Source organism: Nocardia alni, assembly GCF_019038435.1.
Taxonomy (GTDB): Bacteria; Actinomycetota; Actinomycetes; order Mycobacteriales; family Mycobacteriaceae; genus Nocardia; species Nocardia alni.
On sequence record NZ_JAGPOX010000039.1, the window covers coordinates 32,961 to 45,629 of the forward strand.

Sequence of the window (12,669 nt, forward strand, 5' to 3'; positions counted from 1 at the left end):
TGCCGTGTGAACCGCCAGGCCCGTTGTGCGATACCGCGATTCAGCGACCGTGCTTGACCTGGTTGAACGGCACGTCACGGTCCGCGGCGAACTCGCGCGGCATGCCGAGCACCCGTTCGCTGATGATGTTCCGGGCCATCTCGGTGCTGCCGCCGCCCAGGCTCGAGGCGTTGCGGAACAGATAGTCGATGCTGATCTGCCCGGTGCCCGGACCGTCCGGGTCTCCGGTGACGGCCGCAGAGCCCGCGATCGCCATGACGGCGTCCGCGTGCGTCCAGCTGTTCTCCGCGCCGAACAGCCGCACGATGGAACCGGCCGCGGGCGGCAGTTCACCGGTGCCGATGGCATTCGAGACGTGGGCGATGAGCTGGTTGCGCACCACGGTCATCGCGCGGGCGGCGCCGATCTCCTCGCGCGCCCGCGGATCGTCGAGGCGGCCCGTGCTCTGGGCGAGTTCGACCAGAGAGGAGATCTCGCCGCCGAGATGGGGGCGCGCCCCGCTGATGAAGGGCGAGGTGCCGCCCATCGCCTCCCGCTCGCGCTGCAACAGCCGTGAGGCGGCCGCCCAGCCGCCGCCGACCTCCCCGAGCACCGCGTCGGCGGGCAGCCTGACATCGTCGAAGAACTCCTGGCAGAACTCCGTGGACCCGGTGACCTGTTTGATGCGCTGGATGGTTACGCCGGGCGCGGCGACCGGCACGAGGAACAGCGTGAGCCCGTTGTGCTTGGGCACGTCCCAGTTGGTCCGCGCCAGGCACAGCCCGTAGTCCGCGGCGTAGGCCCCCGAACTCCAGATCTTCGAGCCGTTGAGGACCCATTCGTCGCCGTCGCGGTCCGCACGGGTGGTCAGCCCCGCCAGATCCGAGCCGCCGCGCGGTTCGGACAGGAACTGGACCAGCACCTCGTCGCCGCGCAGCACCGCGGTCAGATGTGCCCGCTTCTGCTCCTCGGTGCCCAGGTCGAGCACGGCCGCGGCGCAGATCGCGAGGGTGGGCACGTTGAGTGCCAGCGGCATCTCGTAGCCGAGCGCCTCCTCGGTGAAGGCCCGCTGATGGGCGGGGGTGAGTCCTTGGCCGCCATAGGCTTCGGGGAAGCAGATACCCGCGAAGCCGCCGTCGGACAGCCGGCGCTGCAATTCGCGCGCGCGGGGCCACTCCTCGTCGTCGGGGACGCCGAGACCGGAGTACGGCACTGCCTGCTCGAGGTTGTCCTTCAGCCAGTGCCGGGCGCGGTCGCGAAAGCTCTCGACGGATTCGGCTGTGGTGGTGTCGGTTTCGATGGTCATGCGGCGCTCCGGACGAGTAGATCGGTGATGCGGTGGTGGTGTTCCTCGGGAGTGCCGTACAGCGCCCGGCCGAGGGTGACCCGCCGCAGGAACAGGTGCAGATCGTGTTCCCAGGTGACGCCGATGCCCCCGTGGATCTGCACGCAGTCCTGGACGATCACCGGCGCCTTGGTGCTCACGTACGATTTGGCGACACTGACGAGTTCCGCGGCGGTGGAGGGACTCTCGTCCACCGCGCGAGCCGCAGCGCGTGCGGTGGCGCGGCAGGCCTCGAGCCAGGTCTTGTTGTCGGCCATGCGGTGCTTGAGGACCTGATAGGACGCCAGCGGGCGGCCGAAGGTGTAGCGGTCGAACATCCACGCGACGGTGGCGTCGAAGGCGACCTGCGTGGCGCCCACGGATTCCGCCGCGGTCAGCGCCGCGGCGATGTGAAGCTGGGATTGCGCTGCCGCGGCGGCGGATTCACCGCGCTGCACGACCGAGTCGGCGTCCACGGCGACATCGTCGAATTCCACCCGGGCGGTGCGGCGGACCAGATCGAGGGTCCACGTCGGGGTGACTGTCACCCCCGGCGCGTCGGCGCGCACGAGCACCTGGACCGGGCCGTCCGTGCTGTGCGCGGTGACCAGGAAGATGCCGGCGCTGTCGCCGGCCTCGACGCGGTCCTTGCACCCGGTGAGACGGTAGCCCGCGCCGTCGGGTTCCGCGCGCGTCTGCGCCGGTGCGAGATCCAGCCCGTGACGCGGCTCGTACAGCGCCCACGCGGCGACGAGATCACCGGTGAGGATCTCGGCGACGACGTCGGCGAACCGGTCGCCCGCGGCGACCAGCCCCGCCAGCACCGCGCTGGTGGGGATCAGCGGCCCGGGCGCGCAGGTGCGCCCGAATTCCGTTGCCACCAGCGCGAGTTCGGACAGCGGCTGCCCGGCAACCGAGCCGCCCCCGAGGTCTTCGGGAACCAGCATCGCGGTCCAGCCCAGCTCCGCTCCCCGGCGCCACCAGTCGCGGTCGAAACCCGTTGCGGTATCGGCGAGTTGACGCACCACCCCGATCGGTACGGTGCGATCCAGGAATTCCCGGGTCGTATTCTGGAACAGTATCTGGTCGCCGGTCGGCTCGAGGGTCATGGTGTGGCGGTCCTTCGTGTCGCGATCCTCATGCGACGGCCCTCCGACCGGTACGAGAATCAGATCATCGAATAATGAGAATAACATTCTCCCCGCCACCCCGACGCACCCACCGGCCCGAATCCGATCACCGGCGGCGAACTCAGCGAACAGGCGGCACATTAGGAGTATAGTCCTAAGGGGTATAGTCCTAAGCGCTGGGAGGAAGCCTGTGGCGAAACCGGAGCACCTGTTCGACCGGGCAGTGGAATGGGATGCCCTGGTCTCATTCGCGTCACGGCCCGGCGCCACTGCCCGGCTGGGCATTGTCAGTGGGCGCCGCCGCATGGGCAAGACCTACCTTCTCCGCGCCATTGTCGAGCAACTCGGCGGGCTCTACTTCGGCGCCACGACGGCTACCTCCGGCGAATCACTGCGCCAGTTCGGTGCTGCCATCGCCGAACATTCCGGAGCCGAGGTGCCGATCTCGTTCGACACCTGGGATCACGCGATCACCTATCTGTTCGGACTCGCGGCCCGTGACCATGCCAATTCGCCGTTTCTGGTTGTGCTGGACGAGTTTTCGTACCTGGTGAAATCGGTGCCCGAGCTGCCGTCACTGGTTCAGCGGGAGATCGATCGCTACCAGACCGAGCCGAGCGGGATGCGCCTGCTGCTGTGTGGATCGGCCATGTCGGTCATGGGTGGGCTGCTGGCCAGCAGTGCGCCGCTGCGCGGACGAGCACAGCTCGAACTCGTGGTGCAGCCGTTCGGTTTTCGCGATGCGGCACAGTTCTGGGGGGTCGCGGAAAATCCCGCGCTCGCGTTGCGATTGCACGCCGTACTCGGCGGAACCCCCGCATACCGCCGCCAATTTCTGGCAGACGATGTGCCCGCTTCGCTCGACGATTTCGATCAATGGCTGTGCCGCACGGTGCTATCCCCGCTGAGCCCACTGTTCCGAGAGGCTCGCTACCTGCTGGCGGAGGAGGCCGAGGTCCGCGATACCGCGCTGTACCACTCGGTATTGGCCGCCGTGGCACAGGGAAACAACACCCGGGGCGGCATCGCTGGTTACATCGGCCGCAAGTCGGTCGACATCTCGCATCCCCTCGCCGTGTTGGAGGACTGCCGCCTTCTTGTCCGGGAACAAGACGCTTTCCGAGCCGGTAAATCCGTCTACCGCATCACCGAGCCGCTGATCACCTTCTACGAGGCCATCATGCGCCCGGCCTGGGTTCGTCTGGAGGACGGGCAGGCACAGCAGGTCTGGGCGCGGTCCCGAGAGCGCTTCGCCGCCCAGGTCGCGGGCCCTCACTTCGAGACGATGTGCCGGGAATTCATGCTCGGCGACGGCATCGACCTACTCGGCCCGGAGGCCGAATTCGGTGATGTCGGCTGCGGCATCGTCCCAGATCCAGCGACCCGCAGCCAGATTCAGATAGACGTCGCGATGACCCATCCGGGCGACGGCGGCCGCAAGCCCGCGGTGTCACTGCTCGGCGAGGTGAAATGGGGCGCCATCATGGGCATCGGCCACACAAGCCGCCTGAGCCGGGCACGAGATCTTCTGGCGGCCGCCGGTTGGGACGTATCCCGCTGCCGCCTGGCCTGTTTCAGCGGAGCTGGTTTCAGCGACACACTGCGCAACCAACAAGACGACACCGCACCGCCGCTACTTATCGGACTCGATGAGATATATGGCAGTTGACCTGCGAGGCCCCTTTCTCAGCGGTTGAGTGCGAGGGTGAGTGTCTCGGCGGTGGGGAGGGTCGTGAGGGCGCTGCCCGGGACGAAGAGTTTGCTGCGGCGCAGGCCGCTGCCTACGACCACCTCGGGGGATCGGGCGACGGCGGTGTCGATCAGGAGCGGCCAGTCGGCGGGGAGGCCCAAGGGGGTGATGCCGCCGTATTCCATGGCGGTCAGGCCGACGGCCTCTGTCATGGGGGCGAAGGAGATTTTGCGGGCGTCCAGGTGGCGACGGATGATGCCGTTGACGTCGGCTCGGTCGGTGGCCAGGACCATGCAGGCGGCGTAGCGGATCTCGCCGGCCCGCTTGGCCGCGACCACGACACAGTTGGCCGATACCTCCAGGCCCACCTGGTAACGCTCACAGAAGGCCGCGGTGTCGGCCAGCTCCGGATCGATCTCGGCCACGCCCCAGCGATCCGCACCCTCCAGCCCGTCCAGGGCCTTGCGGACCGGATCGGCCAGCAGATCCGGGTGTTCCACTGCGGGGACGACATCCAGCACGCCGCCCGTGGTCCAGGAAGAAGTCATCCATGCAGGCTAATCGCATGGTGTGCGGACCTTGCGGCGGCGGGTGCGCCCCCGAAGCAGGCTCCCGTCAGGCGTCAAACTCCCGCCGGAGTGTCGCGATAGGTCGTGAGAATCTCGCGAATCGACGACGTCACCGGCAGTTCTCCGGTCAGCGGCAGCCACACGTAATGGGCATAGTTGCTGAGCCGGATCGGCTGGTCGGCCGCCACATCGACGGCGAAATGCAGTCGGCGCACGGGGGTTCCGGCATTGGACAGATAATCGAAGCTGCCGATGAACCGACTGATGTCCGTCACGATCAGCCCGGTCTCCTCCAACACGGCCCGGTAGACGGCCGCCGCCAGGCTCTCCTTGGATTTCACCGTCGTGCCCGGCAGCATGAGCAAACGCCCGGGCGCGACCTCGGCCCGGTCCAGCAGCAGCACCTCCCCCCGGCGCTCGATGATCACTCCGAGCCGCAACGCGACATCGTCCTCGTCCGCCCGCGCCTGTAGCTCCGCCAAGGCCGACTCACCGATCGACTGCCTCAGCACCACGTTGAAATCTTGCACAGCAACCCCATCCGTCAGACCGGCCTCGACGCAGGCCTGGGTTAACGTTACCGTCATCTGCCCGGCATCCAACAGCATCGTGTGCCGACATCCGGTGTCTGTGTGGATATCACCGCACCAACGACACCGCGGTGTCCACCGAAAGGTCGCAAAGAAGAAGTCGAACGGGTGATCGTCAAGGTGTCGGGGAGACCGCGGCCTACCTGATCGGGGTGATGATCGACAGCTCAGCCATCCGGGTGATCACACCGCCCAGCATGCCCTGGTGACGCCGAAGGATCCACATTACCTGCGGCAGTTCATAACTCGCGAGCGATTGTCAGTCGAAGACACTCTCGAGGGTGGCCCCTGCCAGCACACTCTCGGTCCATGCCTGCAACTGCGTGATGTCAGCGGCTCGCACGGTCTCGACCACCTCGGTCGGCAGCGAGGTGAACTTCGCGCACAACAGTTGGAGCAGCGCCTCTGCGCGACCCCGGGCCTCACCACGAGCTTCACCACGAGCTTCACCACGCGCCTCGCCGCGAGCCTCGTACTTTTCGGCAAGTGTCACGGCGATCTCCTTCGCTTCCGGGCCGAGTAGCTCGTATATCGGTTCCAGATCATGCTCGCTGATCGAACCAGCGGTCACAAACAAAATATACTCCATCACGTACTCGAATCGCCTGTCTCCGCCGGCGGCGTTGAACGAGGCCTTCAGGTCGGGACCGTAGTCCTGGGTCAGCAGGTCGACCAGGGCCGGGTTGCCCGGCCCGAACCGCAACAGCACCTTCAACACCCGTAGTTCCGGGGGCTGGGGCAGGGTCAGCATGGCCGGTTTGTCCAGCCGGTTGACATCATCGACCAGATACCGGGATCGCGGCACCAGCTCTCCGAGTGCAGCGCGGCTCTGCTCGTCCAGGTCGATCAGGTCGGCCAGGTCCAGCGGAACATGCCAGCGGCGGCCCTCGTGGTTGCAGTGCATCACCAGCGAGATCACCATTGGCACCGTGGTGGCGCCAGGATGCTCGTCCAGCCATGCGCTCCAGAACCGCTGCCGGTATTCATCGAGCCGATAGGGCATCAATGGATCGGGACTGCTTTGGTGCTCCACCAGGCAGTACAGAAACGCTTCGGTGCCGTCGATCAGCCGGGTCTCCAGCATCAGGTCGGTGTGCCGCTGCCGCAGGTCCGGTCGGACGAAGCTGCCCGGATACGGTGTGAGCCAGCGCCAATCGATCCGCGCCGCCGCCGCAGGCGACAACGCTGAACGCAACTCCGCAGCAGCGTTCTCCTTGTTGCTCATCAACTGCTTGAACAACGAATCATAAGGTGTGGACGGCGTCTCGGCCATGATTCAGCAATCTAGCGCGTACCCAACACGAAACCGAAACAACCGGACGGCATTTCACCGCAACACGCCGAGGCCGTGCCCTGAAACCGACCGGCATCGGTTCCAGGGCACTGTGTTTCGCCGACCCGACGGCCGGCGAGTCTCAGCCGTTCAGCGGGCGGGTGAGGTCTCGGGCTCGGTGTCCGCGGCCGGTTCCGCTCGCACGGCCGCGCGAATCGGGATGGCCATGGAGATTAGCGCCGCGACGACCGAGACGCCGCATCCGATCGCGAAGACGACCTGGAAGCCGCGCTCGGTCGGAATGTTGTGCCCGCCAACGGTAATGGTCATCTGTGCCAGGACCGCACCGATCACCGCCGAGGAGATCGAGGTGCCGACCGATCGCATCAGTTGGTTGAAGCTGTTCGCGGCGGCGGTTTCCGACTGCGGAACTCCTCCGATGATCAGTGCCGGCATGGCGCCGTAGGCGAAGGCGACGCCGGTGGTGCTGACGACGTTGACGATCAGCAGGCCCCAGGTGTGGTGCATCAGGCCCAGTGCGGAGCCGTAACCCACGGCCATGATCAGGCCGCCGACGACGAGGGTGAACTTCGGGCCCTTGGCGGCCGACAACCGGGCGCCGACCGGTGAGATCAGCATCATAACGATGCCCGCCGGGGCCATCCACAGGCCCATCGCCATCATCGACTGGCCCAGGCCGTAGCCGAGGCGCCGGGGAAGCTGCAGCAGCTGCGGGACCGCGAGTTGCAGCCCGTACATGCCCACGCCGACCGCGATGGACGCGATGTTGGTGACCAGTACCTGTGGCCGGGCGGTCACCCGCAAATCGACCAGCGGTTCGGGCGCAACCCGCAGCTCCCACCAGCCCCACGCCAGCAGCACCACCAGCGCGGCCGCGAACAGACTCAGCACGCTCGTACTTGTCCAACCCCAGCTCGCACCCTTGGACACGGCCAGCAGCGTCGAAACCAGCCCGACGCCCAGCGCCAGCGCGCCGAGAAAATCGAACCGTCCGGAAGACCCCTCGGACATGCCTTCCGGGACGAAGGCGATGATCAGCGCCGTGGACACGGCCACCAGCCCGGCGGCGACCCAGAACAGCACCCGCCAGGTGCTGTATTCGGTGACGGCCGCCGATATCGGCAGGCCGAGCGCGCCGCCGATCCCCAGCGACGAGCTGATCAGCGCGATCGCCGATCCCAGCCGCTCGGGCGGCAGCACATCGCGCAACAGGGCTATCGCCAGCGGGATCACGCCGAATCCCAGCCCCTGGAGGCCGCGGCCGACGATCATCGGCACCAGCGAGCTCGCCACCGCGCAGAGCGCCGAGCCGGCGATCAGCGGGATGGTCGAGATGATCACCATCCGCCGTTTGCCGTACATGTCGCCCAGCCGGCCGGCGACCGGTGTCGCCACCGCGCCGACCAGCAGGGTGACGGTGACCACCCACGAGGTGTTCGCCGCCGACGAATGCAGGATCTGCGGCAGCTGGCCCAGCAGCGGAACCACCAGCGTCTGCATCAGCGATGCGACGATGCCGGTGTATGCCAGTACCGCCAGGACGCTGCCGGAGCGTACGGCGGTATCGGGCTTGGTCATTCGAGTCTCTCCTTGATTATGCGGATATCGGTGTAGCGCAGGACTTCTCGATATCCGCCATGGCGTTCAGCGGCATGCCGGCGACGATACCGCCGTCGACGGGCAAGATCGTGCCGGTGATGTAGTCGGAGCGGTCGCCCGCGAAATAGAGGGCGGCTTCGGCGATATCGTCGGCGTTGCCGTCGTGCGGCAGCGGCCGGATGGACTTGATCACCTCGCGCAGCTCACGGACGGCCTCGTCCGGGTCGGCCAGGTGCGCGGTGGTTATGGACAGGATTTTCGTGGGAATGCCACCGGGCGCAATGCAATTGACACGGATACCGTACTCCGCCAGATCGATGGCAACACACTTCGTGAAGTGGATCACGCCCGCTTTGGCCGCGCGGTAGGCCATTTGGCCGCGCCTGGCCTGGATACCGCCGATGGAGGTGGTGTTGATGATCGAGCCGCCGCCGTGCTCGGCCATGTAGCGAGCCGCGTGCTGGGTGCCGAGCATGACGCCGAGCAGATCGACGTCCATGATGTGCCGGAAATCGTGCAGGTCGTCGTCGAGGAAGCTCGAGCGCATGGCCGCCGGGATACCGGCGTTGTTGAACATGATGTCCAGGCCGCCGAACGTATCGACGGTGAAGTCGATCAGATCGCCGATCTGGCCGGTATCGGAGACGTCGGCGGTCTTGAAGGCGGCGTTCGATCCCAGTGCCGCGGCGGCGGATTCGCCACCCTCGGCGTTGATGTCCGCGATGACGACGCGGGCGCCGTGTGCCAGGAACTTCTCCGCCGAGGCCAGCCCGATGCCCGACGCACCGCCGGTGACTATCGCGACTTTGCCCTTCAATTCGTTCATTTCAGTATTTCCTTTCCGAAAGGGTCCGATTACCAGGTGACCGGGAGTTCGTGAACGCCGAAGGCGAACATGTCGTGCTTGAACTCGATCCGGTCGGCCGTGGTGGCCAGCCGGAGGGTGGGGACGCGGCGATAGAGGGTGCCGTAGACGACCTGCAACTCCACCCGTGCCAGCTGCTGCCCGACGCACTGGTGGATACCGAAGCCGAAGGCGTGGTGGGCGCGCGCCTGCCGGTGCAGGTCGAGCCGCTCGGGGTCGGGAAAGACCGAGGGATCCCAGTTGGCGATCGGCAGCGGCGTGATGATTCCCTCCCCCGCGCGGATCGTCCGGCCGCCGACCTCGATGTCCTGCACGGCGATCCGGCGCAGGCCGTGCTGCGGGATGGACAGGTAGCGCAGCATCTCCTCGACCCCGGCGGTGATCGCCTTCGGGTCGTCGCTGTCGCGGAACACCGCCAGCTGGTCCGGATTCTCCAGCAGTGCAAGGGTTCCGAGGCCGATCATGTTCGCGCTGGTCTCGTGCCCGGCGATGAGCAGCACCACACCCATCTGCGCAGCCTCGTGGACGGTGAGCTCACCGGCGTCCACCCGTTCGGCCAGGTCCGAAACCCAGCCCACGCCGGGCTCTTTCATCCGCTCGGTGATCAGCCCGGCCAGGTATTCCACGATCGCCCCGCTGGACTCGGCGTTCTGCTCGGACGTGGCCTTGCTGTCCACCGCGGTGGCGGCGTGCTCGTGGAAGAATTCCTTGTCCGCGTAGGGAACTCCGAGCAGCTCGCAGATCATCAGCGACGGCAGCGGCAGTGCGAGCACCTGTACCAGGTCGACCGGCTTCGGCCCGGCCAGCATCTCGTCGATGAGGTCGTCGGTGATCTGCTGGATGATCGGGCGCAGCGCCTCCACCTTCTTGACCGTGAACGGGAAGGTCATGAAGCGCCGGAAGCGGGTGTGTTCGGGGGCGTCGGTGTTGAAGATGGTCGGGGGCCGGTGCTCGATGGTCTCGGCCATTCCCCGGTTGTGATGCGGGAAGCCCGGCAGCCGCTCGTCGGCGCTGACCCGCGGATCGGACAGGACGACGCGCTGTTCGGCATGGCCGGTGACCAGCCAGGGGGTGCTGCCGTCCCAGATACGCACCCGGGACAGCGGCGCCCGCGCCAGCAGTTCGCGCTGTTCGGCGGGCGGGTGGAACGGGCAGCTCGCGGACCGGGCGGCCGGGAATTCGGGCAGCTTCGTGGCAATCGTGGACTCGGTCATGGTCTTTCCTTTCGCGGGACTGGTCATTCCTGGAAGGTGATGACGAGCGCAGGGCAGACACCGGCCGCCTCGCGGACGTCGCCGTCCTGCTCGGACGGCGGGTTCTCGTCGAGCAGGATGACGATGCCGTCCTCGTCGCGCTGGTCGAAGACCTCGGGAGCGGCGGCCACACACTGGCCGCAGGCGACGCACTTGTCCTGGTCTACGAACACTTTCACGGGGGCTCCTCGGGTATCGAATGAATCGCTCAGTGCGCCGGCGCCGCTCGGGCGTGGACGATTTCCTGGCGGCGCAGGCGGCCCTGCTCGGGCATGTTGCAGCCGACGAGTCCGGTGCCCCGGCCGTCGTGGCGGTAACGGGCGACGAACCGCCGCTCGGCCGGCGAGCCTTCGGTATGTGATGGACTCCGACATCTCAACGATCTCGTTGCCGGGCGGTTGCCGCGAGGGGGTGCGGTCCCGAAGGGGCGGTGTATTCCGCTACACCCTGGCGGTGCACGTGGCTCCCCCGTAATCCTGTCGTTCCCGGATTACTGTGATGGTCATGCTGGTATCGGTGCGGCAGGCGGCGCGGGCCTCGATGCATTTGGCCAATGCCATCGCGCTGTGCTTCGCGATGTATCTGTTCATCAGCATGATCCTGTTGGCCGTGGCCGGGACGGTGACGGTGATCGGGATCGGGATACTGCCGGAAACCGTTCTGTTGCTGCGCCGGATCACCTCGTCCAAGCGCCGGATGACCACGAAATGGACGGGGCGGCCGATACCGGAGGCGTATCTGCCGCTCGACCCGCCGCTGCGCGCGGCGTTCCGCAACGCCGTGCGCGACCCGTGCACCTATGCGGACCTGCGCTGGCTGCTCGCCTACTACCTGTACGGCGCGCTGGCGGTCCTCGCGATCCCGCTGTGGCCGGTGGGGCTGGTGGTCGACGGGATCGGCTGCGGGATGCTGCGACGCCCCGCCGTGGTCCTGCCGCTGATCTCCCGCCTCGCCGACCTGGACGCCCGCCTGTCTCGCACACTGCTGGCCCCGCCGCCGCGCGCCCGGCTCACCGAGCGCGTGGAGCAGTTGACCACGACCCGCGCCGGCGCGATCGCCGCGCACGGCGCCGAACTACGCCGGATCGAGCGCGACCTGCACGACGGCGCGCAGGCCAGGCTGGTCGCCCTCTCGATGCGGATCGGCCTGGCCAAACGGGCGTGCGCGACCGATCCGCAGGGCGCGCTGGCCCTGCTCGATCAGGCGCAGGACCAGGCGCAGCAGGCGCTGGCCGAGCTGCGGCACGTGGTGCGGACCATCCATCCGCCGATCCTCACCGACCGCGGTCTGCTCGGCGCGGTCCGTGCGCTGGCCGCCGACAGCACCGTGGCCACCACCGTCGACACCGACGGCGTGCACGAAGGGTCTCGCGCGCCCGCGGCCGTGGAGGCGGCCGCCTACTTCGTGGTCGCCGAGGCCCTGACCAACGCCGCCAAACACGGCCACGGCGACCGCGCCGAGGTGACCCTGGCCAGAACCGCCGCGGGCCTACACGTCACCGTCCGCGACAATGGTTGCGGCGGGGCGGAATTCGGCGAGCCGACGGCCGATCGTTCCGGCCTGCTCGGCATGCAGCGGCGAGTCGCCGCCCTCGACGGTACGTTCACCCTGACCAGCCCCGCCGGGGGCCCGACGACGATCGAAGCGGAGCTCCCATGCGTGTGGTGATCGCCGAGGACAACGCCCTGCTGCGCGAGGGGCTGGTACTGCTGCTCACCTCGGCCGGGCACGAGGTGGTCGCGATCGCCGGGACCGGCCCGGAGATCATGCCGATGCTGCTCGAGCACCACCCCGACATCGCGGTTCTCGACGTGCGGATGCCGCCCGGATTCCGGGACGAGGGCCTGCAGGCGGCGCTCGAGGCCCGCGCGCGGATGCCGGAGCTGCCGGTCCTGGTGCTGTCGCAATATGTCGAACAGTCCTATGCCACAGAACTTCTCGGCGGCGGCGCGAGCGGTGTCGGCTATCTGCTGAAGGATCGGGTGGGCCGGGTGGACGAATTCCTCGACGCCCTGGATCGGGTCGCCGCCGGGGGCACCGCCCTGGATCCCGAGGTCGTCAGCCAATTGCTCACGCGCCCAAGGCGATCCCCCCTCGATTCGCTGACCCCCCGCGAACGCGAGGTCCTCGCGCTGATGGCCGCCGGCCACGACAACGCGGGCATCGCCGCGACCCTCGTCGTCACCGAACGCGCGGTCTCCAAACACATCGGCAACGTCTTCCTCAAACTCGGCCTGCCGCCAACCGACAGTGGTCATCGCCGCGTGCTCGCCGTCCTGGCCTACCTCAACCAGGAGTGACGCGATCCGGATCGAGCGTCGTGCCGGTCGGCATCGTGCTGTCCCGACGGCTCGTGCGGACAAGATCGAGTACTCG

The 12,669-nt window shown here is 67.6% G+C and carries 13 protein-coding genes; 4 read left to right on the forward strand and 9 right to left on the reverse strand.

The window, feature by feature from the left end; genetic code table 11:
- Positions 1-40 precede the first annotated feature (40 nt).
- Together JZ791_RS17025 and JZ791_RS17030 are read right to left on the reverse strand one after the other, a co-directional pair.
- Positions 41-1,285 (reverse strand): acyl-CoA dehydrogenase family protein, encoded by a 1,245-nt coding sequence (locus JZ791_RS17025; protein WP_216895986.1) that lies wholly within the window; start codon positions 1,283-1,285, stop codon positions 41-43.
- Complete coding sequence (locus tag JZ791_RS17030; RefSeq protein ID WP_216895988.1) at positions 1,282-2,412, reverse strand: acyl-CoA dehydrogenase family protein; 1,131 nt, start codon at positions 2,410-2,412, stop codon at positions 1,282-1,284. Before JZ791_RS17030 ends, JZ791_RS17025 begins: the two co-directional genes overlap by 4 nt.
- Before the next feature lie 211 nt (positions 2,413-2,623).
- On the opposite strand from JZ791_RS17030, the gene JZ791_RS17035 reads away from it, so the two are divergent.
- The gene (locus tag JZ791_RS17035) at positions 2,624-4,102 is read left to right on the forward strand and encodes an AAA family ATPase (protein ID WP_216895990.1); all 1,479 of its coding nucleotides are present in this window, start codon (positions 2,624-2,626) and stop codon (positions 4,100-4,102) included.
- A gap of 17 nt (positions 4,103-4,119) precedes the next feature.
- Here JZ791_RS17035 and JZ791_RS17040 read toward each other — a convergent pair whose 3' ends face one another.
- From JZ791_RS17040 to JZ791_RS17070, 7 genes are all read right to left on the reverse strand, one after another.
- Positions 4,120-4,671, reverse strand: a complete 552-nt coding sequence (locus JZ791_RS17040) for a YbaK/EbsC family protein (protein WP_216895992.1) — start codon at positions 4,669-4,671, stop codon at positions 4,120-4,122.
- Positions 4,672-4,745: 74 nt separating this feature from the next.
- The gene (locus tag JZ791_RS17045) at positions 4,746-5,294 is read right to left on the reverse strand and encodes an NUDIX hydrolase (protein WP_216895994.1); all 549 of its coding nucleotides are present in this window, start codon (positions 5,292-5,294) and stop codon (positions 4,746-4,748) included.
- Positions 5,295-5,541: 247 nt separating this feature from the next.
- Positions 5,542-6,555, reverse strand: a complete 1,014-nt coding sequence (locus tag JZ791_RS17050; RefSeq protein ID WP_216895996.1) for an Rpn family recombination-promoting nuclease/putative transposase — start codon at positions 6,553-6,555, stop codon at positions 5,542-5,544.
- 150 nt (positions 6,556-6,705) lie between these two features.
- Positions 6,706-8,154, reverse strand: coding sequence for an MFS transporter (locus JZ791_RS17055; protein ID WP_216895998.1), 1,449 nt, complete (start codon positions 8,152-8,154; stop codon positions 6,706-6,708).
- 16 nt (positions 8,155-8,170) lie between these two features.
- On the reverse strand, positions 8,171-9,001 hold the full coding sequence (locus JZ791_RS17060; protein ID WP_216896000.1) for an SDR family NAD(P)-dependent oxidoreductase: 831 nt from the start codon (positions 8,999-9,001) through the stop codon (positions 8,171-8,173).
- 29 nt (positions 9,002-9,030) lie between these two features.
- Positions 9,031-10,254, reverse strand: a complete 1,224-nt coding sequence (locus JZ791_RS17065; protein WP_216896002.1) for a cytochrome P450 — start codon at positions 10,252-10,254, stop codon at positions 9,031-9,033.
- Positions 10,255-10,277: 23 nt separating this feature from the next.
- Positions 10,278-10,472, reverse strand: coding sequence for a ferredoxin (locus JZ791_RS17070; protein WP_216896004.1), 195 nt, complete (start codon positions 10,470-10,472; stop codon positions 10,278-10,280).
- 20 nt (positions 10,473-10,492) lie between these two features.
- On the opposite strand from JZ791_RS17070, the gene JZ791_RS17075 reads away from it, so the two are divergent.
- The 3 genes from JZ791_RS17075 (at position 10,493) to JZ791_RS17085 (ending at position 12,593) form a co-directional block, all read left to right on the forward strand.
- A complete protein-coding gene (locus JZ791_RS17075; protein WP_216896006.1) occupies positions 10,493-10,654 on the forward strand; it encodes a hypothetical protein in 162 nt (53 codons plus the stop codon).
- A 143-nt stretch (positions 10,655-10,797) separates the two neighbouring features.
- Positions 10,798-11,961, forward strand: coding sequence for a sensor histidine kinase (locus tag JZ791_RS17080; RefSeq protein WP_216896007.1), 1,164 nt, complete (start codon positions 10,798-10,800; stop codon positions 11,959-11,961).
- Complete coding sequence (locus JZ791_RS17085; protein WP_216896008.1) at positions 11,949-12,593, forward strand: response regulator transcription factor; 645 nt, start codon at positions 11,949-11,951, stop codon at positions 12,591-12,593. Before JZ791_RS17080 ends, JZ791_RS17085 begins: the two co-directional genes overlap by 13 nt.
- The last annotated feature ends 76 nt before the right edge of the window (positions 12,594-12,669 follow it).